This is a genomic window from Cyanobium gracile UHCC 0139, from assembly GCF_034931325.1.
GTDB lineage: Bacteria > Cyanobacteriota > Cyanobacteriia > PCC-6307 > Cyanobiaceae > Cyanobium > Cyanobium gracile_B.
The window spans coordinates 76,667-96,767 of sequence record NZ_JAYGHX010000006.1; the positions used below are offsets into that span (position 1 = coordinate 76,667).

A 20,101-nucleotide genomic window follows, 5' to 3' on the forward strand; every position below is an offset into this window, starting at 1 on the left:
GCCGGCCCCATCCGCCCCCTCAGCCGCCGGCCCCGGTGGCCTCGAGGGCGAGGGCCTCCAGACCCTGACGCTGCTCCTCGGCGATGCAGGCCCCGATCAGGTCCTCGATCTGGCCGGCCAGCACGGGCTCGAGCGAGAAGTTCCGCCCCAGACGATGGTCGGTCACCCGGTTGTCCTTGGCGTTGTACGTGCGGATCTTCTCGCTGCGGTCGCCGCTGCCCACCTGGGCGCGGCGCACGGAACGCTCGGCGGCGTTGGCTTCGGCCAGCTGGCGCTCGTAGAGCTTGGCCCGCAGGATCTCCATGGCCCGTTCCCGGTTCTGAAGCTGGGAGCGCTCCTGGGTGCAGAACACCCGGATGCCGGTGGGCTTGTGCAGCAGGTCGACCGCCGTCTCCACCTTGTTGACGTTCTGGCCGCCGGCGCCGCCGGAGCGGGCCGTGCTGATCTCCAGATCCCCAGGGTCGATCTGTACCTCCACCGGGTCGGCTTCGGGCATGACCGCCACGGTGGCGGTGGAGGTGTGCACCCGCCCCTGGGATTCGGTGGCCGGCACCCGCTGGACGCGATGCACGCCCGCCTCGAACTTCAGGCGGCTGTACACCCCGTCGCCGCGGATGGCGAGGATCAGCTCCTTGTAGCCGCCGAGATCGGCCTCCGAGGCGCTGACGGGTTGCACCTGCCAGCCCTGGCCCTGGGCATAGCGCTCGTACATGCGGGCCAGATCCCCCGCCCAGAGGCTGGCCTCATCGCCGCCGGCACCGGCACGGATCTCCAGCATCACGCTGCGCTCGTCGCGGGGATCCGAGGGCAGCAGGCCCAGGGTGAGCCGTTCATTGAGAGCTCCGATCAAGCTCTCGAGGCTCACCAGCTCTTCGCCCGCCAGGGCCGCCAGTTCCTCAGCGGCGGGATCGTCGCGGTGGGCCCGCAGCAGGGCGCGCGCCTCCTCCCGTTCCTGCTCCAGCTTGCGCAGCCGCTGGTAGTCGTTGACCAGGGGCTCCAGCCGCGCCCGTTCCCGGGCAATCGCCTGGAGCCGGGAAGGATCGGAGGCCACCGCCGGATCCGCCAGCTGGCGCTCCAGGGTCTGGAAGGTGCGGCAGGCGGTGTCCAGCCGGGATTGCAGCAGCTCGGAATCCATGGGGCGGCACCGGCAACAAAAAGGGCCGGGTGCGTCAGGCACCCGGCCAAGGCGGAACCGGACCGTGGTGTGGTCCGGGAAGCTGAGCGACCGCTCAGGCCTCGGCGGCGGCCGGCTCTTCCACCGGGGTGGCGTCGGGCTCGGTGGCCTTGGCGGCCTTCTTGGCCCCCGAAGCGGAATCGGCACTGCCCATGCCGTACTTGCGCATGAAGCGGTCGACCCGGCCCTCGGTGTCGAGGATCTTCTGGGTGCCCGTGTAGAAGGGGTGGTTGCCGCTCCACACGTCGACCGTGATCTCGGGCTGGGTGGAGCCGGTGGTCATGACCACCTCTCCATTGCAGATCACCTTGGCGTCCGGATACCAGGTGGGATGGATGTCGGCTTTCGGCATGACGGAAATCAGCGCTTGGAGAACTGGGGAGCCTTGCGGGCTTTCTTGAGGCCGTACTTGCGACGCTCCTTGGCCCGGGGATCGCGGCTCAGGTGGCCTTCGATCTTGAGGGGCTTGCGGTTGTCGGGGGAGAGATCGCAGAGGGCGCGGGCCGCACCCTGCTTGATGGCATCGGCCTGGCCGGTGAGGCCGCCGCCGCGCACGTTGACCAGGAGGTCGTACTGGGCTTCCAGACCCAGGGTCTGCAGGGGAGCCTTGACCGCCGCCAGGTAGACGGGGTTGTAGTTGAGGTAGTTGTCGCCGGGGCGGCCGTTGATGGTGACGCTGCCGCTGCCGGGCACCACCCGCACACGGGCGACGGCGGTCTTGCGACGGCCGGTGCCCCAGTAGACGACGCGGTTGGAGGTGCTGGTCATTGGGCGGCGGCGGCGGGATCGAGGGCGAGGGGCTGGGGCTGCTGGGCGGCGTGGGGATGCTCGGCACCCTTGTAGACCTTCAGCTTGCGGAACAGCTGGCGGCCCAGGGCGTTGTGGGGAAGCATGCCCTTGATGGCCTTCTCGATGATCCGCTCCGGCAGGCGGGCCTGCAGGTGCTCAAAGGTTTCGGTCTTCATGCCGCCGGGACGGCCGGAGTGGCGCCGGTAGATCTTCTGGGTGGCCTTGTTGCCGCTGACGCGCACCTTGTCGGCGTTGATCACCACCACGAAGTCGCCCGTGTCGAGGTGGGGCGTGAAGGTGGGCTTGTTCTTGCCGCGCAGCACCTGCGCCACTTCACTGGCGAGACGGCCGAGGGTCTGGTCCGCTGCGTCGACCAGATACCACTGGCGCTCGAGCGAATCGATGGAGGGTGGGGTTGTCTTGTTCATCGCGCCGGCGGGCCGGTTTGGGGTGAGCCCATCGCAGCCGGATGGGTCGGGACAGGGAGATTCGACCCTACCGTGTCGCCGGACCCGGCGAATTCGGAGAGGTGCCATCTGCCTGGGGCCACCGGATGGGGCTCCCTGCAGGGCTCTCAGCCGATCGGTTCGTCGCCGAAGGGATCGGCGGGAGGATCGCGCGAATCCAACAGAAATCGCGGTTGACAATCATACCAGGCGGCCTCAGGGAAGACCGGTTCCGGGTAGCCCACCCGCAGCAGGCAGAGGCCCTGGGGCGGTGCGGCCTCCTTCACAGCGTGGCGGGCGCCGCTGCGCCAGCGGTGCAGAAACTCCGCGGCCGCCAGGCGGCCCTCCCCCACCGCCACCAGCTGGCCCATCAGCAGGCGCACCATGCCGTAGAGGAAGCCGCTGGCCTGCACCTCGGTGACCAGCAGGTCGCCGCGGCGATCCACCTGGACCTCCTGGAGGGTGGTGCGGGCATGGGCCCGGCGGCTGCCCGCCCGCTGGAAGGCGGAGAAATCGTGCTCCCCCAGGAGGGCCTCCAGACAACGGCCCATCAGGGCCTCATCCAGGCGCCACTGGTAGCGATGCCAGCTCCAGGGGGCGAGGAAGAGGTTGGGGGTGCGGGCATTGAAGATCGTGTACCGGTAGCGCCGGTAGGTGGCACTGAAGCAGGCGTGCCAGTCGGGGGGCACCTCAGCGGCGGCCCTCACCCGGATCGTGGACGGCAGGCGACCGTTGAGGGCCTTGGCCCAACGGGTCACGGGGATGGGGCCGTCGGCATCGAAGTGCACCACCTGGGCGGCGGCATGGACGCCGGTATCGGTGCGGCCCGCCGCCACCGCTCGGACGGGACGGTGCGGGTCAAGGGCCTCGATGGCCACCTCGAGGGATTCCTGGACGCTGGAGTGATGGGCCTGCCGCTGCCAGCCGTGGAAGCAGGCTCCGTCGTACTGCAGCGAGAGGGCGATCCGTTTCAGACCAGCTCGATGATGGCCATCTCGGCGTTGTCGCCCCGGCGACGCACCGTGCGGATGATGCGGGTGTAGCCACCCTGGCGATCGCCGTAGCGGTCCTGGGCCTTGTCGAACAGGGCGTGCACCAGCTGCTTGTCGTAGATGTAGCCGATGGCGCGACGGCGGGCGGCGAGGGTGCCGTCCTTGGCCAGGGTGATCATGCGCTCGGCTTCATCACGCAGGGCCTTGGCCCGGGCCTTGGTGGTGGTGACGCGACCTTCACGGATGAGCTGGGTGGTGAGACCACGCAGCATGGCCTTGCGTTGGTCGGCGGGGCGTCCCAGCAGGGGGACTCGGCACTGGTGTCGCATGGTGGGGACGGGGCGGGTGGCGAAACGGGGAAGGGGGAACCGCCTTTCAGCCGCTGGTGCGGCTCTGGGGCAGGGAGATGCCGATCCTCTCGAGAGCCTCGATCACCTCGTCGGCGGACTTGGAACCGAAGTTCTTGATCTCCAGCAGGTCTTCGTAGCTGAAGCCCATGAGGTCGGAGACGGAGTTGACCTGGGCGCGCTTGAGGCAGTTGTAGGCGCGCACGGAGAGGTTCAGCTCCTCCAGGGGAATCTGGGCCTCGGCCGAAGGCTCGGGTTCCAGGCCGGGCTCCTCGGTCATGGTGAGGGTGGCCAGGGGCTGGAACAGGCTGATCAGCTGGTTGGCCGCCTGGGCCATGGCGTCGTCGGGGGTGACGCTGCCGTTGGTCTCGATCTCGATGCGCAGGCGCTCATGGGCCGAACCGCCTTCGCCAACGGCGGTCTCATCGACGGTGTAGTTGACCCGACGGACGGGCATGAACACCGCATCGATCTGCAGGAGATCGATGGCGGAGGTGTCCTCGTTGTGGCGATCCACCGGCCGGTAGCCCACGCCGCGCTCGACGTGAACCTCCATCTCCAGGCTGTGACCCTCGGCCACGGTGGCGATCTCCCGGTCGCCGTCGATCACCTGGACCTGGGGGGAGAACTGCAGATCCGAGGCGGTGACCCTGGCGGGGCCGTTGACCATGAGGCGGCCGATCTCCAGGTCGCGGCTGCGGCTGTTGACCGGCACCGACTTGCAGTTCAGCAGGATGTCGAGCACGTCCTCGCGCACCCCGGGCACCGTGGCGTACTCGTGGTTGACCCCGGAGAGACGCACCGCCGTGATGGCGCTTCCCTCGAGACCACCGATCAGCACGCGCCGCAGGGCGTTGCCGAGGGTGGTCGCCTGACCCCGGTCCAGGGGGCCGATCAGGAAGACGCCCGTCTGGGAACGGTCGTCGGCGACCTGGTGCTCGACCCGATCGATCTGGTAGTGCAACACGGTCTGAGGAGGTGAAAAGGGAACGGTGGCCGCGAGGGCGGCCCGGGGAAGGCGGGACGGAGGCCGGAGAAACTCCGGGGGCTCAGACCCGGCGGCGCTTGGCCCGGCGGCAGCCGTTGTGGGGCAGGGGGGTGACGTCGCGGATCAGGGTGATCTCGAGACCGGCCACCTGGAGGGCACGGATGGCGGTTTCACGGCCGGAGCCGGGGCCGCGCACCAGCACTTCGATCTGACGCATGCCCTGCTCGAGGGCGCGACGGGCGGCCGCTTCAGCGGCGGTCTGGGCGGCGAAGGGGGTGCCCTTGCGGGCTCCCTTGAAGCCGCTGGCGCCGGCCGACGACCAGCTCACCACTTCACCGGCGGTGTCGGTGATGGAGACGATCGTGTTGTTGAAGGTGCTCTGGATGTGAGCGACCCCGTTGGGCACGTTGCGCTTGGCCTTCTTGGGGCCGGTTTTCTTGGCTGGTTTGGCCATGGCGGTGACCCCGCAGCTGCGGGGAGGTGATCGGAGGACTTGTGGGAAGCCCCGGTGACGACCTCCCCAAGGGGAGGGCGGCGGGACCGGAGCCCGATGGCTGCCGCAAGGGACCACGGGCCAGGAGGTGGAGCAGACAGGGAAGAGAGGGCGGGCCCGAAGGCCCGGAACTCACTTCTTCTTGCCGGCGACGGTCTTGCGGGCGCCGCGGCGAGTGCGGGCGTTGGTGCGGGTGCGCTGGCCGCGCACGGGCAGGCCCATGCGGTGACGGCGACCCCGCAGGCAGCCGATGTCCTGCAGGCGCTTGAGGGCCATGCCCTCTTCGCGGCGCAGGTCACCCTCGAGGACGAAGGAATCAGCAGCGCCGCGCAGCTTCTGCACGTCGCCGTCGCTGAGGTCCTTCACCCGGATGTCGGGGTTGACCCCCGACTTGGCGAGAATCTTGCGGGCCCTGGTGAGCCCGATCCCGTACACGTAAGTGAGTGAGATCTCAACCCTCTTGTCACGAGGGATATCGACACCGGCGATCCGAGCCACGTCAGGAAACGATCAGAGGGCAAAGGGGTTGGCGGCCGACGGCGGCCGCCGTGAAGGCGTGAGGGGTCAACCCTGACGCTGCTTGTGCTTCGGGTTGGTGCAGATCACCATGACCCGGCCGTGGCGACGGATCACCCGGCACTTGTCGCACATCTTCTTGACTGAGGCACGCACCTTCATGGGCGTTGTGCTCTCCGAATTTGCAAACAGCTACCTTATCACATCAGTCCGTCAAGCTGGCTACGATCCTCCCTGCGATGGCCTCCACGGTGCCGGAGGCCTCCACGCTGCAGAGCAGGCCCAGCTGGCGGTAGTGGTCGATCAGGGGGGCGGTCTGCTCCTGGTACACCACCAGGCGGTTGCGGATCACGGCCTCGTTGTCGTCGGCCCGGCCCCGGGAGAGGAGGCGCTGGATCAGCACGCCGTCCTCCAGCTCCAGCAGCAGCACCCGTTCGATGCGCTGGTCGAGCTCCGCCAGCAGGGCGTCGAGCGCCTCGGCCTGGGCGAGGTTGCGGGGGAAGCCGTCCAGGAGCCAGCCGCCGGTGTGGCCCTCCAGGCGGCTGCGCACGATCGCCAGCACCAGGGCGTCGCTCACCAGCTCGCCGCGGGCCATCACCGCCTCGGCCTCCTGGCCCAGGGCGGTGCCGGCCTTGACCTCCCCCCGCAGCAGGTCGCCGGTGGAGAGATGCAGCAGCTGGTGACGTTCAGCCAGGAGCTCGGCCTGGGTGCCCTTGCCGGCGCCGGGGGGACCGAGGAAGAGGAGTCGCTGTTTCATGGGAAGGGAAACGGGGGAAGGGGCCTATTGGCGGACCAGTCCTTCGTAACGCTGGGAGATCACGTAGGTCTGAACCTGCTTGGCGGTATCGATCGCCACGCCCACCAGGATCAGCAGGGAGGTGGCCCCGAGCCCCTGGAAGGTGCGCACCTGGGTGGCCCCCTCCACCGCCGAGGGGATGATCGCGATCGCGCCGAGGAACAGGCCCCCCAGCAGGGTGAGCCGGTTGGACACGCCCGAGAGGTAGTCGGCCGTGGCGGAGCCCGGCCGCACCCCGGGGATGGCGACGCCGGAGCGCTTCAGGTTGGTGGCGATGTCCACCGGGTTGACGGTGAGGGAGGCGTAGAAGAAGGCGAAGCCGCAGATCAGGGCGAAGTACACCAGGGCGTAGAGCCAGGGGGTGCTGCTGGTGGGGTTGAGGTAGCCCGCCACCCGGATCAGCCAGGGGCTCTTGGTGAGGTTGGCGATCGTCAGGGGCAGGAAGACCACCGCCGAGGCGAAGATGATCGGCATCACCCCGCCGGCGTTGAGCTTGAGGGGCAGGTAGCTCTGGCGGGAGGCCAGGGTGCTGGCCCCGCCCACCTGGCGCTTGGCGCTGACGATCGGGATGCGGCGGCTGCCCTCCTGCAGGAAGATGATGCCCACGATCGTCACCAGGAAGACCAGCACCAGCACGACGATGCCACCCACCGTGGCGCGGTCGCCGCTCTGGGCCAGCTGGATGGTGGACCCGAGGGCCTTGGGCAGGGTGGCGACGATGTTGATGAAGATCACCAGGGAGGCCCCCTGGCCGATGCCCCGTTCGGTGATCACCTCGCTGATCCACATCACCACCATCGATCCGGTCACCAGGGCCAGGCTCGTCTGGACGACGAACAGCCAGTCCGGCAGGCCGGGCAGGGCGTACTGCCGCAGGATCAGGGCGAAGACGATGCTCTGGAGGATGCCCCAGCCCAGGGCCACGTAGCGGGTGATCTGGGCCAGCTTGCGGCGCCCGGCCTCCCCCTCGTTCTTCTGCAGCTCCTCGAGCTGGGGCAGGGCCGCCGTCATCAGCTGGATGATGATCGAGGCGTTGATGAAGGGCAGGATGCCCAGGGCGAACACGCCCAGGGTGGAGAGGCCGCCGCCGGTGAAGATGTCGAGGAAGCCGATCAGCTGACCCCCCTGACGGATGAAGTCCTGGAAGGCGACCCGATCGATGCCGGGCACCGGGATGTAGATGCCGAGTCGCACCAGCAGCAGCAGGCCCAGGGTGGTGAGCACCCGGTCCCGCAGGCCCTTTGACTGGACCAGCTGGACGAGGATTTCAGCGGCGCTCGGATTGCGCCCCCGGCTGAGGAGCATGGTGATGTCGGGAGTGGTGGGAACGGGTCGCTACGACCGGAGCCGCCTGCCGCAGCACAAGGCTACGGGCAGGCGGCTCGCGGCTGGGGGCAGGGCAGGGCCCGGCCTCAGTCGATGATCTCGCAGGAGCCGCCGGCGGCTTCGATCTTGGCGCGGGCCGAGGCGGTGAAGGCGGCGGCCTGGACCGTCAGTTTCACCGTCAGTTCGCCGTTGCCGAGCACCTTCAGCGGGTAGCGGGGGCTGGTGACCAGGCCCGCCTGCTCGAGGGACTCGAGGCTGACCGTGCTGCCGGCCTTCAGCTCACCCAGCCGCGACACGTTGATCACGGTGTAGTGGGTGGGGTTGATGACCGGGAAGTGCTTGAGCTTCGGGATCCGGCGGTAGAGGGGCATCTGGCCACCCTCGAAGCCGGGGCGGGTGGGCCGGCCGGAGCGGGACTTCTGGCCGCGCATGCCGAAACCGCAGCTGGCGCCCTGGCCGGCGGCGATGCCGCGACCCTTGCGCAGCTTGCGGCGGCGGGAGCCCGTCTGGGGCTGGAGACTGTTGAGAGAGAAGGACGTCATGGCGGGCCTCAGGAGTAGATCTGCTCGAGGGAGATGCCCCGCTCCTTGGCGGTCTCCTTGTGGGTGCGCAGGCCTTCGAGGGCCTGCATGGCGGCGCGGGCGTTGTTGAGCGGGGTCTTGGAGCCCAGCCGTTTCGCCAGCACGTTCTTGATGCCGGCCAGTTCGAGCACGGTGCGGATCGAACCGCCCGCGATCACCCCGGTACCGGGGGCGGCCGGCCGGATCAGCACGCTGGCGGCGCCGTCGCGGCCGTTGCTGAGGGTGGGGATCGAACTGGTGCGGGTGAGGGGCACCTTGACCAGATGCTTCTTGCCGTCGGCCACGCCCTTGCGGACGGCGCCGATGACATCGCCGGCCTTGCCGACGCCCACGCCCACCTGGCCGCGTTCGTTGCCGACGACGACGATGGCCCGGAAGCTCATCTTCTTGCCGCCCTTGACGGTCTTGGAGACGCGGCGGATCTGCACCACCCGCTCCTGCCATTCGGAGTCGCGTTCCTGGCCACGGCGGTTGTCGCGGCCACGGCCGCCGCCACCGCGGCGGTCACCCTTGGCATCGCCGCGGCCACCGCCACCGCCGCCCCGGCGCTGCTCCTGCTGGCCTTCGGCAGCGGCGGGGACGTCGGAGGCCGCAGGCACGGCGCCGGTCTGGATCTGGTCGTTGGTTTCGGTCATGGTGAGAGCAGGGATCAGAACTGAAGGCCCGCTTCCCGGGCGGCGTCAGCAAGGGCCTTGACCCTGCCGTGGTACAGGTTGCCGCCGCGATCGAAGACCACCTGCTGGATGCCCTTGGCGAGGGCGCGCTGGGCGACGAGCTGGCCCACCGCGATGGAGGCATCGCAGTTGGCGCCCGCGGTGACGCTGGTGCGCAGGTCCTTGTCGAGGGTGGACGCGGCACAGAGGGTGTTCTGGGCGTCGTCGTCGATGACCTGGGCGTAGATGTGGTTGTTGGAGCGGAACACGGCCAGCCTGGGACGGTCGGCGGTGCCGGAGAGCAGACGACGCAGGCGGCGGTGACGCTTCTGGGTCTGCTGTTTGCGGGAGAGGGAAGACATGGGGGATCAGACGGATGACGCTCGAGCAGACCTCATTTCTTGCCGGTCTTGCCGGCCTTGCGCAGAATCCGCTCACCTTCGTACTTGATGCCTTTGCCCTTGTAGGGCTCGGGCGGACGGATGCCGCGGATCTTGGCCGCCTCGTTGCCCACCAGCTCCTTGTCGGGGCCGGAGACGAAGACCGAGGTGTTGTTCTCGACCGAGAAGGTGACCCCTTCGGGGGGAACCATCTCCACCGGGTGGCTGTAGCCGGCGCTGACCACGAGCTTGCGCCCCTGGACCTGGGCGCGGTAGCCCACACCGACGATCTCGAGCTTGCGGGTGAAGCCCTGGCTGACCCCTTCCACCATGTTGGCGACGAGGGTGCGGCTGAGGCCGTGGCGCTCCCGGGAGCGGCGGTGGCTGCTGGTGGGACTCACCACCACGGTGCCGCCGTCCTGGCTGACGCTGACGCCCTCCGGAAGAACGCGGCTGAGTTCGCCCTTGGGACCCTTCACGGTGACCGAAAGGCCGTCGAGGCTGACGGTGACCTTGTCGGGGATGGGGATCGGGGCTTTACCGATACGAGACATGGAACAACTCCTGGGATCAGTAGACGTAGCAGAGCACTTCGCCGCCGACGCCCTGCTTGCGGGCATCACGGTCGCTCATCACACCCCGGGAGGTGGAGATGATCGCCACGCCGAGGCCGCCCAGCACCTTGGGCAGCTGGCGGGTGTTCTTGTAGATGCGCAGGCCGGGCTTGCTCACCCGCTGCACGGAGCGGATGGTGGGCTGGCGGTGCTTGCCGCTGTACTTCAGCTCGAGCACCAGCTGGCGCTGCACACCTTCGCCTTCCTCGGCGATGGCGCCGATGAAGCCTTCCTGGTGGAGCACGTTGGCGATGCTGCGGGAGAGGCGGGAAGCGGGAATCCTGGTGCGCTCGTGGCGCTTCTCACTCGCGTTGCGAAGGCGGGTGAGCATGTCTGAGATCGGGTCGTGGTTGGCCATGGTCGTGTCCGGGAGGGGGCTCAGGTATTGCGGAACGGCATTCCCATTTCGCGGAGGAGGGCCCGGCCCTCTTCGTCGTTACGGGCGTTGGTCACGATCGTGACGTCCATCCCCCGGATGGCATCGATCTTGTCGAAGGAGATCTCGGGGAAGATGATCTGCTCCCGGATCCCCAGGGTGTAGTTGCCCCGGCCGTCGAAGCTCTTCGGGCTCACACCGCGGAAGTCGCGGATGCGCGGCAGCGCCAGGTGGATGAGACGCTCGAGGAAGGCATACATCCGCTCGCCCCGCAGGGTGACGGCCACGCCGATCGGCATGCCCTGGCGGATCTTGAAGCCGGCGATGGCCTTCTTGGCGCGGGTCACCACCACCTTCTGACCGGTGATGGTCGCCAGTTCGGTGATCGAGGCCTCGAGGGCCTTGGCGTTCTGGGCGGCTTCACCGAGGCCCCGGTTGACGGTGACCTTCACCACCTTGGGAACCTCGTGGACGTTGGAGAGGTTGAGATCCTTCAGCAGCTTGGGCTGGATCGTCTCCCGGTAGCGCTGTTTGAGTGACATGACGGGGGGATGGGGGGGCGCTTCTGGACGTGGTCAGAAGGCGGACGGGGGAGGGAGGCAGGGACGCGGAGCGTGGGGGGCGTCGCGGAGGATGGGGGCGGCGACGCGGTGGGGGGCGGTCAGTCGAGCACCTCCCCGGTCTTCTTGAGGCGGCGCTTCTTGCTGCCGTCCTCCTGGACGACGATCTCCACCCGGCTGGCCACCTTGTTGGCGGCGGAGTACAGCATCACGTTGGAGGCATGCAGGGACGCTTCCTCGGTGACGATGCGGCCGGTCTCGCCCTCCTGGGTGGGCTTGACGTGGCGGGTGCGCAGGTTGACGCCCTGCACCACGACACGGTTCTCGTTGGGCAGGGTGCGCAGCACCTCGCCGGTCTTGCCCTTGTCCTTGCCGGCGATCACCTGGACGGTGTCACCCTTGCGGATGCGCATCTTGATGCGCTGAACGGGCCGGGCCTTGGGGGTTGCGGTGGCCATCTCAGATCACCTCCGGGGCGAGGGACACGATCTTGGTGAAGTTGCGCTCGCGCAGCTCCCGGGCGACCGGGCCGAAGACGCGGGTGCCCTTGGGGTTGTTGTCGTTCCCCAGGATCACCGCGGCGTTGTCGTCGAAGCGGATGGCGTTGCCGGTGTCACGGCGCAGCGTGGCCCGGGTGCGCACCACTACGGCCTTGACCACATCCGACTTCTTGACGCCCATGTTGGGCATGGCGTCCTTGACGGCGGCCACAATCACATCGCCCACGTGGGCGTAGCGACGGTTGGTGCCGAGCACCCGGATGCACTGGATGCGCTTGGCGCCGCTGTTGTCAGCGACGTTGAGGAAGGTTTCCTGCTGAATCATGGGGAGTTCCTCAGCCGGCGCTGGTGGTGGAGAGAACCTCAGCGACGGCCCAACGTTTGGTGCGGCTGAGGGGGCGGGTCTCGGTGATCCGGACCCGGTCACCCACGCGGCAGCTGTTGGCTTCGTCGTGGGCTTTGTAGCGGGTGGTACGGCGGACGGTCTTCTGATAGATGGGGTGGGGGAAGCGGTTTTCCACCGCCACCACCACCGTTTTGTCCATCTTGTCGCTGACGACGGTGCCGACCCTTTCCTTGAGTGCCATGGGGATCGAGGGGGAATCAGGAGGCGACGGTGGAGCTTTGACGCTCCTGCTGCACCGTCAGCAGGTGGGCCAGCTTGATGCGGGCCTCCTTGAAGCGGTGCGGGTGCTCCAGACGGCGGGTGGCCTGCTGGAAGCGGAGGTCGAACAGTTCGCGACGGACGCCGTCGATCTGTTCGCCGATCTGGGTGTCGCTGAGCGACCGCACATCGGTGATGGTGGGACGGGCCATGGTCAGGATTCGACGGCGAGGGCGGGTTCGGGGGCGGCTGCCTCCTGATCGGCCAGGGCGAGGAACTTCGTCTTGACCGGCAGTTTGTACTGGGCCAGACGCATGGCTTCCTTGGCGATCTGGGGGGTGATCTCCGGGCCGCCCATCTCGAAGAGAATGCGCCCCGGCTTGATCACGGCCACCCAGAATTCCGGGTTGCCCTTACCGGACCCCATGCGGGTTTCGGCCGGCCGCATGGTGACGGGCTTGTCAGGGAAGATCCGGATCCAGATCTTCCCGCCCCGCTTGACGTAGCGGGTCATGGCACGGCGGCTGGCCTCGATCTGGCGGGAGGTGATCCACCCGCACTCCTGGGCCTGCAGGGCGAAATCGCCGAAGGCGATGGTGTTGCCGCGCGTGGCGATGCCGCGCATGCGGCCTCGCTGCTGCTTTCGGAACTTGACGCGTTTTGGACTCAGCATGGTTCAGGCCTCCTGATCACTCCTCGTTGGAGCGGTCTTCGAACTGTTGCGGCCGGCGGTTGGCGCGGCGTTTCGGTGCTCCACCCACGGGCAGCTGGTCCTGCTGACCGGGAAGCACCTCCCCTTTGAACACCCAGACCTTGATGCCCAGCACCCCGTAGGTGGTGGTGGCCACCTTGGTGGCGTAGTCGATGTCGGCGCGGAGCGTGTGCAGGGGCACGCGACCCTCGCGGGTCCACTCCGTCCGGGCGATTTCGGCGCCGTTGAGGCGGCCGCTCACCTGGAGCTTGAGACCCAGCACCCCGGCCCGCTGGGCGCGCTGCACCGCCATGCGCATGACGCGCCGGAAGGCCACCCGCTTCTCCAGCTGCTGGGCGATGTACTCGGCCAGCAGGAAGGCGTCGGCGTCGACCCGCTCCACCTCGACCACGTTGATGCGCACCTGACGGTGGGCGTCGCCGAGGGTCTTCTGGATGCCGGTGCGCAGCTCTTCGATGCCGCTGCCCTGGCGGCCCACGAGAACGCCCGGACGGGCGGTCTTGAGTTCCACTTCGAGCTGGTCGGCCTTACGGGCGATCAGCACGTCGCTGATGCCGGCGGCGGCGTACTTCTTGTTGATGAACGACCGGATCCGGTCGTCCTCCTGAAGGAGGACGGGGTAGGTCTTGCTTGGGGCGTACCAGCGGGAGCGGTGGTCCTGGGTGATCCCCAGGCGCAGGCCGGTTGGATGGATCTTGTGTCCCATCGGGCGGTGTCCTCGGGGGTCAGGCGGTGGGCGCTGCCACAGCAATGCTGATGTGGCAGGTTTGCTTTTTGATGGCGTAGGCGCGGCCCTGGGCCCGGGGCCGGAACCGCTTCAGGGAGGGTCCCATGTCGGCGCTGGCCTGGCTGATGACCAGGGTGGCCGGATCGAGGCCGAGGTTGTGCTCGGCATTGGCGACCGCGGAGCGGAGCACCTTGGTGATCGGGCCCGTGGAGCGGTAGGGCATGAACTCGAGCATGATCAGGGCGTCGCGGTAGGTGCGACCCCGGATCTGATCGAGAACCCGGCGCACCTTGGACACGGAACCGCGGATGAAGCGGCCGTGCGCCAGGGCCTGGGTGTCGGGTGTGGTGGTTGCCATCGGATCAGCGGCCTCCCTTCTTGTCTTTGATGTGACCGCGGAACGTGCGGGTGGGGGCGAATTCGCCCAGCTTGTGGCCCACCATCTGCTCCGTCACGTAGACGGGCACGTGGGCCTTGCCGTTGTGAACGGCAATGGTGTGGCCGATCATCATCGGCAGGATGGTGGAGGCCCGTGACCAGGTCTTGATCACGGTCTTGTCGTCGGCGGCGTTCTGCTTCTCCACCTTGCGGAGCAGGTGGTCGGCGACGAACGGGCCTTTCTTGAGTGAGCGTCCCATGGCGGATCAGGCGAACAGCAGAGCGGTGTGGGTCATCAGGAGTCGCGTCCGCCACGGCTCCGTTTGGAGGTGCGGCGTCGTTTCCGCAGCACGAACCGGTTGCTCGGCTTGTTGCGCTTGCGGGTCTTGAGGCCCAGGGCGGGTTTGCCCCAGGGCGTGACCGGACCGGAACGGCCGATCGGTGCCCGGCCCTCACCACCACCGTGGGGGTGGTCGCAGGGGTTCATGACGCTGCCGCGCACTTCCGGACGGCGGCCCAGCCAGCGCTTGCGGCCGGCCTTGCCCAGGCTGGTGTTGCGCTGCTCGGCGTTGCCCACCTCACCGAGGGTGGCGTAGCACTCCCGGCGCACCAGCCGCACCTCGGTGGAGGGCAGCTTGAGGGCGACGTAGTCCCCTTCCTTGGCCACCACCTGGGCGCTGGCCCCGGCGGTGCGGACCATCTGACCGCCGCGCCCGGCGTAGAGCTCCACGTTGTGAACGCTCGAGCCCAGGGGGATGGCCGAGAGCGGCAGGGCGTTGCCGTTCTCGATCGGGGCGTCGGGGCCGGAGATGACGCTCTGGCCCACCGCCACGTTGGCGGGGGCAAGGATGTAGCGCTTCTCGCCGTCGGTGTAATAGAGCAGCGCCAGACGGGCGTTGCGGTGCGGGTCGTAGTGGATCGCGGCCACCTTGGCGCTCACCCCGTGCTTGTCGCGACGGAAGTCGACGATGCGGTAGAGGCGCTTGTGGCCACCGCCGCGGTGGCGGCAGGTGATGACGCCGCGGTTGTTGCGGCCCTTGTGGCGGTGCTTGGACACCACCAGGCCCCGTTCCCGGTTCTTGCCCGTGATGTCGCTGAAGTCGGTGACGACCAGCGTTCGGGTGCCGGGGGTGTTGGGCCTGTAGTTGCGGATTGCCATGACGTTTCAGACCCCTCAGGACTCAGGGAACAACTGGATGGCGTTGCCTTCGGCAAGGCGCACCACCGCTTTCTTCACCTGGGCGCGTTTGCCGGCGAAGCGCCCCACCCGACGGGTGCGGCGGGGGGGATTCATGGTGCTGACGCCGACGACCTTGACATCGAACAGGTGTTCGACGGCCGCCTTGATGTCGGGCTTGGCGGCCCGATGGTCCACCTCGAAGGTGTACTGGTTGATCTCGATGGCGCGGGTGGCCTTCTCGGTGATCAGCGGGCGACGGATCACGTCCGCCAGCCGACCTGCAAAACGCTCAGACATCGCCGTAGACCTCCTGAATCTTCGCCAGTGCCTCTTCGCTGAGCACCAGCTTGTTGGCATGGAGCAGATCGAACACGTTCAGCTGATCGGCGGCGATCAGCTTCACCTTCTCGAGGTTGCGCACCGAGCGGGAGACCGCCTCGGAGGCGCCGTCGAGGATCAGCAGCACCTTGGCGCCGGCGTCGATGCCGAAGCGGGCCAGGGCGGCGGTGATTTCCTTCGTTTTCGGGGTATCGAGCCCCTCGGCGAAGCCTTTCACCACGGTGATGTCCGCGACGCGGCTCATCAGGGCGGTGCGCAGGGCCAGGCGGCGCTCCTTGCGGTTCATCGACACCGCGTAGCTGCGGGGCTTGGGTCCGAAGATCACGCCACCACCGGGCCGCAGCGGGGTGCGGATGGAGCCCTGGCGAGCCCGGCCGGTGCCCTTCTGCTTGTAGGGCTTGCGGCCGCCGCCGGCCACTTCGGCCCGGGTGAGGGTGCTGGCGGTGCCCTGACGGGCGTGGGCCAGCTGGCGGACCACGGCGCGGTGCAGCAGGCCGTTGGCGGATGTTTCCTTGGCGACCTTGAGGTCGAGGGGAGCCTTGCCGCTCTCCTTGCCTTGCCAGTCGCGGATCACACAGTCAGTCATGGGTGTTCTCCTCAGTTCGCTGCGGGGACGCCCACCCGCCGGGCCGGGCGGATGTCGAGCAGGGCGCCAGGCTTGCCGGGAACCGAGCCCTTGACCACGAGCAGATTGCGGTCTGCATCCACCTTGAGGATGGTGAGGCCGCGGGTGGTGATCTGCTTGCCGCCGTAGCGGCCGGCCATCCGCTTGCCGGGGTAGACCCGGCCGGGGGTGGTGCCGGCGCCGGTGGAACCCGGTTCGCGGTGGTTCTTGGAGCCGTGGCTCATCGGGCCGCGGCTGAAGCCGTGGCGCTTCTGGTAGCCCGAGAAGCCGCGGCCGATCGTGTCACCGCTGACGTCGACCTTCTGGCCGGGGGCGAAGTCACCGACGGTGACGGCGGCCCCGAGCTCGAGGCCGTCGATGGCCTCCAGCCGGTACTCCTTGAGGTGCCGCAGGGGCGCCTCGCCGGATTTGGCCAGGTGGCCCTTGGCCGGTTTGTTGACGAGCTTGTCGCGCGTCTCGCCGAAGCCGAGCTGCACCGCGGTGTAGCCGTCGGTGGCTTCGCTCTTGAGTTGGGTGATGCGGCAGGGACCCGCTTCGATCAGGGTGACCGGAATGGATTTGCCTTCTTCGTCGAAGAACTGGGACATACCCAGCTTCTTCCCGAGAATGCCGATGGACATGGGAGGGAGAACAACACCAGCTGGACTGCCGCGGCGAGTCGCCAGGGATCCGGGCCGAGGCCCGACATCCGTGGTGGACCCGCTGGACGGCGGGGGGCTGAATTCGTGGAATCGCAGATTGACCCGAGGGTCAGGAGCTAGCGAGGCGAATCAGCTGGCTGGGACTTGCCGGAAGCGGTGAGGCCTCGAGCAGTATCCCGACGGTCCTGACAGCGACGAGCGCTGAAGGAGTCGTACGAGCCGGGAAGGGTTCGTCACCACTGACGGACCCCGTACCGTTCTCTGGAGGCCCGGCTAGCGGACGGGCACAGATCTTCGGCACAAGAGACAACAGTACCCCATGGTGTGCACCACCACCTGCGGGACCCTCTCCGGCTGTCAGACTCAGCCCCGATTCGCCTGCCGCTCCCGATGCCTCTGCTGATGACCGGCCGTGGTTTCCGCACCGAGCTGGAGCGCTGCGGTGCCCTCGCCCTGTTCGTTCCCCTGGAGGGCGGTGCCGAGACACGGCTGCTGCGGCGGCTGCGGGCGGCCGGGTACCGGGCCCATCTCACCTCCGCCCGTGGGCTGGGGGATCCGGAGGCCTACCTGATGCAGCTGCATGGCATCCGGCCCCCCCACCTCGGCCACCACAGCGTCGGCCGGGCGGCTGCCGTGGGTGAGGTGCAGCGGGTGATGCCCCAGCTGGGCCCTGCCCTGGCCGGCGACGGGCCGGTGCTCCTCTGGCTGCTGGAGGGCCAGGTGCTGAGCAGCTCGGAGCTGGCTGCCCTCTGCGAGCTCTGCCGCCGCGAACCGCGCCTGAAGCTGGTGGTGGAGATGGGCGGCGCCAGGGCCCTGCGCTGGCAGCCCCTCGAGCAGCTCGTGCCGGCCTGAGCCGGGTCCACCCCATAGCCTGGGCCCGTTCCTCGGACTCCAGGGCCTTGAGTGAGCGGCTCGGATTGATCTGGGGTTCGGCCTTCTTCGCCGGCTCCCTGGCCCAGGCCACGGCCTGGCTCACCGGCCAGCCGGCGGTGGTGCTGCTGCTGGCGATCGGCCTGCTCACGGGCCATGCCGGTTTCGACCTGGTCCATCCCGAGAACCTGGGCGCCGGCCTGGAGCCCCTGGTCGGTCTGCTCGTGAGCCTGGTGCTCTTCGACGGTGGGCTCAATCTGCGCCTGGCCGGCCGCGATCTGCAGCGGTCGGTGCTGCAGCTGGTGCTGGTGCGCCTGGTGCTGGGGCTGCCCCTGGCGGCCCTGCTGGCCCACGTCCTGGCGGGCCTGCCCTGGTCCCTCGCGCTGGTCTACGGCGCTATCGCCCTGGCCACCGGACCCACGGTGGTCACCCCGATGGTGCGCCAGCTGCGTCTGGCTCCGAAGCTGGGCCAGCTGCTGGAGGCCGAGGGCCTGATCCTCGAGCCGGTCAGTGCCGTGCTCGGCCTGGTGCTGCTCCAGGTGACCCTTGGGGACCTGGGCAGCTGGCAGGAGGTGGCCTCCCGCCTGCTCCTGCGCCTGGGGGGCGGGGTGGTCCTCGGCGGCCTGGCCGGCTTGCTGCTCTCGGAGGCCCTCCGACGGCTGGGGGCCGTCGCGGCGTCCCGGGCGGCCGAGGGGGTGCCCGTCGCCAATGGCAATGGTCTGGAGCTGCAGCTCACCCTCGGGGTGCTGTTCCTGATGTTCAGCGGCTGCGAGGCGCTGCTGCCGGAGTCGGGCCTGCCGGCGGCGGTGGGCGCCGGGGTGGTGGTGGGGCTGCGCCTCGATGCAGCCGCCACCCAGCTCGACGAGTTGATCCGCCAGCTGGCCATGCTGGCCATCACGGTGCTGTTTCCCCTGCTGGCGGCCGATGTCTCCTGGGCCGAGCTCAGTCCCCTCGGCCTGGGCGGCCTGGGCTGCGTGCTGGCCCTGATGCTGGTGCGCTGGCCCCTGATCCAGCTGACGGGCCTCGGCCTGCCCAGCCTCGACTGGAAGGAGAAGGCCCTGCTCAGCTGGATCGCTCCGCGGGGCATCGTCACCGCGGCGGTGGTGAGCCTGTTCGCCCTTGAGCTCGACCGGGCCGAGGTCCCTGGGGGGGCCACCCTCAAGGGTCTGGTGTTCCTGACCATCCTGATCACCGTGGGCCTGCAGGGGTTCACCGCCCCCTGGCTGGTGCAGCGCCTCGGGCTCGCCCAGCCCGAGGTTGCGGCGGAGCCCTCCCAGGCCGGCTGAGGGGCGAGCCGGTGGCAGGATCGATCCTTCCCCCCACCGCCATCCATGGGTGCCGTACTCCGGGGCCCCGCGCCGCTGCTCCGCCAGGACCCCGAGCAGGCCCTGGCCGCCGGCCGTTGGGTGAAGCTGATCGGCGGGGCCAGCAACCAGGATCTGGCCGCCATCGAGGACCTGGCCGGCATCCATGCCCTGGCCGGGGTCCACTGCATCGATGTGGCCGCCGATCCGGCGGTGGTGGCCGCGGCGCGGCGGGGCATGGCCTGGGCCGAGGCCAGGGGCGCGACCCGTCCCTGGCTGATGGTCAGCCTCAGTGACGGCCTCGACCCCCACTTCCGCAAGGCCTGGTTCGACCCGGGCCGCTGCCCCCCCGCCTGCCCCCGGCCCTGCGAGCGGGTCTGCCCCGCCCTGGCGATCGGCGGCACGGGGGTGGTGGAGGAGCGCTGCTACGGCTGCGGCCGCTGCCTGCCGGCCTGTCCCCTGGGGCTGATCGAGGAGCGCAACCAGGTGCTGGAGGCGGCCGGTGTGGGGGGCCTGCTGGCGCAGTTGGCCCCCGATGCGGTGGAGCTGCACACCCGGCCGGGGCGGCTGGAGGCCTTCGGCGATCGGGTGGCCCAGCTGGCCGCCAGCGGGGTGCCGCTGCAGCGGGTGGCGGTGAGCGCGGCCCTGGAGGGAGGCGCCACGGTGGAAGAGCTGTCGGCGGAGCTCTGGGCGCGGTTCCGCCTGCTGCGCGGGGCCGGCTTCCGGCCGCTCTGGCAGCTGGACGGGCGGCCGATGAGCGGTGATGTGGGGGCCGGCACGGCCCATGCGGCGGTGGGCCTGCTGGAGCGGCTGGGGCCGCTGGCGCCGCCGGGCCCCCTGCAGCTGGCCGGCGGCACCAATGCCCACACCCTGGCGGTGCTGGCCCGCTCCCCGTCGGCCGGGCCCCGGGCGGCCGGGGTGGCCTTTGGGGGGGTGGCCCGCCGCCAGCTGCAGCCTTTGCTGCGGGAGGCCCAGGCCGAGGGGCGACGGCTGCTGGACCTGCCCCTGCTCTGGCCCCGGGCCCTGGCCATCGCCGAGGCGCTGGTGGCCCCCTGGCTGGCCCGCGGTGCCTGCGGCCCCCGGGGTCTGGCGGGCCCCTGGCCCGGCTAGAACGAACGGGCAGCTCCCCCCGCCGCCCCCTGGAGCCTTCGCCCCCCCCGTCCCTTTCCCCCCAGCGGGTCACCGACGAC

Annotated in this window: 33 protein-coding genes; 3 read left to right on the forward strand and 30 right to left on the reverse strand. The window is 69.3% G+C overall.

From position 1 onward, the window contains the following. Positions 1-19: 19 nt before the first annotated feature. From prfA to rplC, 30 genes are all read right to left on the reverse strand, one after another. Positions 20-1,135 (reverse strand): peptide chain release factor 1, encoded by a 1,116-nt coding sequence (gene prfA, locus VB738_RS10710; RefSeq protein ID WP_323305739.1) that lies wholly within the window; start codon positions 1,133-1,135, stop codon positions 20-22. A gap of 94 nt (positions 1,136-1,229) precedes the next feature. Then, the gene (gene rpmE / locus VB738_RS10715) at positions 1,230-1,526 is read right to left on the reverse strand and encodes a 50S ribosomal protein L31 (protein ID WP_323305740.1); all 297 of its coding nucleotides are present in this window, start codon (positions 1,524-1,526) and stop codon (positions 1,230-1,232) included. An 8-nt stretch (positions 1,527-1,534) separates the two neighbouring features. Then, on the reverse strand, positions 1,535-1,942 hold the full coding sequence (gene rpsI / locus VB738_RS10720) for a 30S ribosomal protein S9 (RefSeq protein WP_015109426.1): 408 nt from the start codon (positions 1,940-1,942) through the stop codon (positions 1,535-1,537). Beyond that, entirely contained in the window at positions 1,939-2,391 is a 453-nt protein-coding gene (gene rplM, locus VB738_RS10725; protein WP_015109425.1) for a 50S ribosomal protein L13, read from the reverse strand. Before rplM ends, rpsI begins: the two co-directional genes overlap by 4 nt. 146 nt (positions 2,392-2,537) lie before the next feature. Continuing rightward, complete coding sequence (gene truA, locus VB738_RS10730) at positions 2,538-3,383, reverse strand: tRNA pseudouridine(38-40) synthase TruA (RefSeq protein ID WP_323305885.1); 846 nt, start codon at positions 3,381-3,383, stop codon at positions 2,538-2,540. Continuing rightward, positions 3,380-3,730: a 50S ribosomal protein L17 gene (rplQ, locus tag VB738_RS10735; protein WP_015109423.1), complete on the reverse strand. Its 351-nt coding sequence runs from the start codon at positions 3,728-3,730 to the stop codon at positions 3,380-3,382. Before rplQ ends, truA begins: the two co-directional genes overlap by 4 nt. 46 nt (positions 3,731-3,776) lie before the next feature. Further along, complete coding sequence (locus tag VB738_RS10740) at positions 3,777-4,715, reverse strand: DNA-directed RNA polymerase subunit alpha (RefSeq protein WP_094586008.1); 939 nt, start codon at positions 4,713-4,715, stop codon at positions 3,777-3,779. Between the two features lie 82 nt (positions 4,716-4,797). Next, the gene (rpsK, locus tag VB738_RS10745) at positions 4,798-5,190 is read right to left on the reverse strand and encodes a 30S ribosomal protein S11 (protein ID WP_094586009.1); all 393 of its coding nucleotides are present in this window, start codon (positions 5,188-5,190) and stop codon (positions 4,798-4,800) included. A gap of 171 nt (positions 5,191-5,361) precedes the next feature. Continuing rightward, on the reverse strand, positions 5,362-5,727 hold the full coding sequence (gene rpsM / locus VB738_RS10750; protein WP_015109420.1) for a 30S ribosomal protein S13: 366 nt from the start codon (positions 5,725-5,727) through the stop codon (positions 5,362-5,364). Between the two features lie 66 nt (positions 5,728-5,793). After that, positions 5,794-5,907: a 50S ribosomal protein L36 gene (gene rpmJ / locus VB738_RS10755; protein WP_006173336.1), complete on the reverse strand. Its 114-nt coding sequence runs from the start codon at positions 5,905-5,907 to the stop codon at positions 5,794-5,796. Positions 5,908-5,950: 43 nt separating this feature from the next. Then, the gene (locus VB738_RS10760; protein ID WP_323305741.1) at positions 5,951-6,502 is read right to left on the reverse strand and encodes an adenylate kinase; all 552 of its coding nucleotides are present in this window, start codon (positions 6,500-6,502) and stop codon (positions 5,951-5,953) included. 24 nt (positions 6,503-6,526) lie between these two features. Continuing rightward, the gene (gene secY, locus VB738_RS10765; protein WP_323206763.1) at positions 6,527-7,846 is read right to left on the reverse strand and encodes a preprotein translocase subunit SecY; all 1,320 of its coding nucleotides are present in this window, start codon (positions 7,844-7,846) and stop codon (positions 6,527-6,529) included. A gap of 107 nt (positions 7,847-7,953) precedes the next feature. Continuing rightward, positions 7,954-8,409, reverse strand: coding sequence for a 50S ribosomal protein L15 (gene rplO, locus VB738_RS10770; protein WP_323305742.1), 456 nt, complete (start codon positions 8,407-8,409; stop codon positions 7,954-7,956). Between the two features lie 8 nt (positions 8,410-8,417). Next, positions 8,418-9,083, reverse strand: a complete 666-nt coding sequence (gene rpsE, locus VB738_RS10775) for a 30S ribosomal protein S5 (protein ID WP_015109416.1) — start codon at positions 9,081-9,083, stop codon at positions 8,418-8,420. A 14-nt stretch (positions 9,084-9,097) separates the two neighbouring features. Beyond that, positions 9,098-9,463, reverse strand: coding sequence for a 50S ribosomal protein L18 (gene rplR / locus VB738_RS10780; RefSeq protein WP_015109415.1), 366 nt, complete (start codon positions 9,461-9,463; stop codon positions 9,098-9,100). Between the two features lie 32 nt (positions 9,464-9,495). Then, a complete protein-coding gene (gene rplF / locus VB738_RS10785) occupies positions 9,496-10,035 on the reverse strand; it encodes a 50S ribosomal protein L6 (protein ID WP_323305743.1) in 540 nt (179 codons plus the stop codon). 16 nt (positions 10,036-10,051) lie between these two features. Continuing rightward, the gene (gene rpsH, locus VB738_RS10790; RefSeq protein WP_015109413.1) at positions 10,052-10,453 is read right to left on the reverse strand and encodes a 30S ribosomal protein S8; all 402 of its coding nucleotides are present in this window, start codon (positions 10,451-10,453) and stop codon (positions 10,052-10,054) included. A gap of 20 nt (positions 10,454-10,473) precedes the next feature. After that, positions 10,474-11,013, reverse strand: coding sequence for a 50S ribosomal protein L5 (rplE, locus tag VB738_RS10795; protein ID WP_015109412.1), 540 nt, complete (start codon positions 11,011-11,013; stop codon positions 10,474-10,476). Between the two features lie 119 nt (positions 11,014-11,132). Beyond that, positions 11,133-11,489 carry a 50S ribosomal protein L24 gene (gene rplX, locus VB738_RS10800; protein WP_323305744.1) on the reverse strand — a complete coding sequence of 119 codons (357 nt, stop codon included), beginning with the start codon at positions 11,487-11,489 and terminating at the stop codon, positions 11,133-11,135. Position 11,490: 1 nt separating this feature from the next. After that, positions 11,491-11,856, reverse strand: a complete 366-nt coding sequence (rplN, locus tag VB738_RS10805; RefSeq protein WP_015109410.1) for a 50S ribosomal protein L14 — start codon at positions 11,854-11,856, stop codon at positions 11,491-11,493. 10 nt (positions 11,857-11,866) lie between these two features. Continuing rightward, positions 11,867-12,118 (reverse strand): 30S ribosomal protein S17, encoded by a 252-nt coding sequence (rpsQ, locus tag VB738_RS10810; protein WP_015109409.1) that lies wholly within the window; start codon positions 12,116-12,118, stop codon positions 11,867-11,869. Between the two features lie 16 nt (positions 12,119-12,134). Continuing rightward, the gene (rpmC, locus tag VB738_RS10815) at positions 12,135-12,347 is read right to left on the reverse strand and encodes a 50S ribosomal protein L29 (protein WP_323305745.1); all 213 of its coding nucleotides are present in this window, start codon (positions 12,345-12,347) and stop codon (positions 12,135-12,137) included. Positions 12,348-12,349: 2 nt separating this feature from the next. Continuing rightward, on the reverse strand, positions 12,350-12,808 hold the full coding sequence (rplP, locus tag VB738_RS10820; protein WP_106221673.1) for a 50S ribosomal protein L16: 459 nt from the start codon (positions 12,806-12,808) through the stop codon (positions 12,350-12,352). 16 nt (positions 12,809-12,824) lie between these two features. Further along, entirely contained in the window at positions 12,825-13,553 is a 729-nt protein-coding gene (gene rpsC, locus VB738_RS10825; protein WP_015109406.1) for a 30S ribosomal protein S3, read from the reverse strand. A gap of 19 nt (positions 13,554-13,572) precedes the next feature. Beyond that, positions 13,573-13,932, reverse strand: coding sequence for a 50S ribosomal protein L22 (rplV, locus tag VB738_RS10830; RefSeq protein ID WP_015109405.1), 360 nt, complete (start codon positions 13,930-13,932; stop codon positions 13,573-13,575). A 4-nt stretch (positions 13,933-13,936) separates the two neighbouring features. Then, positions 13,937-14,212, reverse strand: coding sequence for a 30S ribosomal protein S19 (rpsS, locus tag VB738_RS10835; RefSeq protein ID WP_015109404.1), 276 nt, complete (start codon positions 14,210-14,212; stop codon positions 13,937-13,939). A gap of 35 nt (positions 14,213-14,247) precedes the next feature. Then, complete coding sequence (gene rplB / locus VB738_RS10840) at positions 14,248-15,111, reverse strand: 50S ribosomal protein L2 (RefSeq protein ID WP_094586022.1); 864 nt, start codon at positions 15,109-15,111, stop codon at positions 14,248-14,250. Between the two features lie 15 nt (positions 15,112-15,126). Beyond that, the gene (locus VB738_RS10845) at positions 15,127-15,429 is read right to left on the reverse strand and encodes a 50S ribosomal protein L23 (RefSeq protein ID WP_015109402.1); all 303 of its coding nucleotides are present in this window, start codon (positions 15,427-15,429) and stop codon (positions 15,127-15,129) included. After that, positions 15,422-16,057 carry a 50S ribosomal protein L4 gene (gene rplD / locus VB738_RS10850; protein WP_323305746.1) on the reverse strand — a complete coding sequence of 212 codons (636 nt, stop codon included), beginning with the start codon at positions 16,055-16,057 and terminating at the stop codon, positions 15,422-15,424. The genes VB738_RS10845 and rplD overlap by 8 nt, the downstream gene beginning before the upstream one ends. A gap of 11 nt (positions 16,058-16,068) precedes the next feature. Next, positions 16,069-16,716, reverse strand: coding sequence for a 50S ribosomal protein L3 (gene rplC / locus VB738_RS10855; protein ID WP_159820413.1), 648 nt, complete (start codon positions 16,714-16,716; stop codon positions 16,069-16,071). A 411-nt stretch (positions 16,717-17,127) separates the two neighbouring features. Here rplC and VB738_RS10860 point away from each other — a divergent pair, with 411 nt between their 5' ends. From VB738_RS10860 to VB738_RS10870, 3 genes are read left to right on the forward strand one after another with little or no spacing between them, the layout of a single operon-like run. Next, a complete protein-coding gene (locus tag VB738_RS10860; RefSeq protein WP_043325625.1) occupies positions 17,128-17,589 on the forward strand; it encodes an NAD(P)H-quinone oxidoreductase subunit N in 462 nt (153 codons plus the stop codon). A 47-nt stretch (positions 17,590-17,636) separates the two neighbouring features. Next, the gene (locus tag VB738_RS10865) at positions 17,637-18,893 is read left to right on the forward strand and encodes a sodium:proton antiporter (RefSeq protein ID WP_323305747.1); all 1,257 of its coding nucleotides are present in this window, start codon (positions 17,637-17,639) and stop codon (positions 18,891-18,893) included. A 45-nt stretch (positions 18,894-18,938) separates the two neighbouring features. Then, complete coding sequence (locus tag VB738_RS10870) at positions 18,939-20,021, forward strand: LdpA C-terminal domain-containing domain (RefSeq protein ID WP_323305748.1); 1,083 nt, start codon at positions 18,939-18,941, stop codon at positions 20,019-20,021. Positions 20,022-20,101 lie beyond the last annotated feature (80 nt).

Coding starts and splice junctions, on each gene's coding strand:
- prfA (WP_323305739.1), bottom strand. CDS start 1,135: ATGGATTCCGAGCTGCTGCAATCCCGGCTGGACACCGCCTGCCGCACC.
- rpmE (WP_323305740.1), bottom strand. CDS start 1,526: ATGCCGAAAGCCGACATCCATCCCACCTGGTATCCGGACGCCAAGGTG.
- rpsI (WP_015109426.1), bottom strand. CDS start 1,942: ATGACCAGCACCTCCAACCGCGTCGTCTACTGGGGCACCGGCCGTCGC.
- rplM (WP_015109425.1), bottom strand. CDS start 2,391: ATGAACAAGACAACCCCACCCTCCATCGATTCGCTCGAGCGCCAGTGG.
- rplQ (WP_015109423.1), bottom strand. CDS start 3,730: ATGCGACACCAGTGCCGAGTCCCCCTGCTGGGACGCCCCGCCGACCAA.
- rpsK (WP_094586009.1), bottom strand. CDS start 5,190: ATGGCCAAACCAGCCAAGAAAACCGGCCCCAAGAAGGCCAAGCGCAAC.
- rpmJ (WP_006173336.1), bottom strand. CDS start 5,907: ATGAAGGTGCGTGCCTCAGTCAAGAAGATGTGCGACAAGTGCCGGGTG.
- VB738_RS10760 (WP_323305741.1), bottom strand. CDS start 6,502: ATGAAACAGCGACTCCTCTTCCTCGGTCCCCCCGGCGCCGGCAAGGGC.
- secY (WP_323206763.1), bottom strand. CDS start 7,846: ATGCTCCTCAGCCGGGGGCGCAATCCGAGCGCCGCTGAAATCCTCGTC.
- rplO (WP_323305742.1), bottom strand. CDS start 8,409: ATGACGTCCTTCTCTCTCAACAGTCTCCAGCCCCAGACGGGCTCCCGC.
- rpsE (WP_015109416.1), bottom strand. CDS start 9,083: ATGACCGAAACCAACGACCAGATCCAGACCGGCGCCGTGCCTGCGGCC.
- rplR (WP_015109415.1), bottom strand. CDS start 9,463: ATGTCTTCCCTCTCCCGCAAACAGCAGACCCAGAAGCGTCACCGCCGC.
- rplF (WP_323305743.1), bottom strand. CDS start 10,035: ATGTCTCGTATCGGTAAAGCCCCGATCCCCATCCCCGACAAGGTCACC.
- rpsH (WP_015109413.1), bottom strand. CDS start 10,453: ATGGCCAACCACGACCCGATCTCAGACATGCTCACCCGCCTTCGCAAC.
- rplE (WP_015109412.1), bottom strand. CDS start 11,013: ATGTCACTCAAACAGCGCTACCGGGAGACGATCCAGCCCAAGCTGCTG.
- rplX (WP_323305744.1), bottom strand. CDS start 11,489: ATGGCCACCGCAACCCCCAAGGCCCGGCCCGTTCAGCGCATCAAGATG.
- rplN (WP_015109410.1), bottom strand. CDS start 11,856: ATGATTCAGCAGGAAACCTTCCTCAACGTCGCTGACAACAGCGGCGCC.
- rpsQ (WP_015109409.1), bottom strand. CDS start 12,118: ATGGCACTCAAGGAAAGGGTCGGCACCGTCGTCAGCGACAAGATGGAC.
- rpmC (WP_323305745.1), bottom strand. CDS start 12,347: ATGGCCCGTCCCACCATCACCGATGTGCGGTCGCTCAGCGACACCCAG.
- rplP (WP_106221673.1), bottom strand. CDS start 12,808: ATGCTGAGTCCAAAACGCGTCAAGTTCCGAAAGCAGCAGCGAGGCCGC.
- rpsC (WP_015109406.1), bottom strand. CDS start 13,553: ATGGGACACAAGATCCATCCAACCGGCCTGCGCCTGGGGATCACCCAG.
- rplV (WP_015109405.1), bottom strand. CDS start 13,932: ATGGCAACCACCACACCCGACACCCAGGCCCTGGCGCACGGCCGCTTC.
- rpsS (WP_015109404.1), bottom strand. CDS start 14,212: ATGGGACGCTCACTCAAGAAAGGCCCGTTCGTCGCCGACCACCTGCTC.
- rplB (WP_094586022.1), bottom strand. CDS start 15,111: ATGGCAATCCGCAACTACAGGCCCAACACCCCCGGCACCCGAACGCTG.
- VB738_RS10845 (WP_015109402.1), bottom strand. CDS start 15,429: ATGTCTGAGCGTTTTGCAGGTCGGCTGGCGGACGTGATCCGTCGCCCG.
- rplD (WP_323305746.1), bottom strand. CDS start 16,057: ATGACTGACTGTGTGATCCGCGACTGGCAAGGCAAGGAGAGCGGCAAG.
- rplC (WP_159820413.1), bottom strand. CDS start 16,716: ATGTCCATCGGCATTCTCGGGAAGAAGCTGGGTATGTCCCAGTTCTTC.
- VB738_RS10860 (WP_043325625.1), top strand. CDS start 17,128: ATGCCTCTGCTGATGACCGGCCGTGGTTTCCGCACCGAGCTGGAGCGC.
- VB738_RS10870 (WP_323305748.1), top strand. CDS start 18,939: ATGGGTGCCGTACTCCGGGGCCCCGCGCCGCTGCTCCGCCAGGACCCC.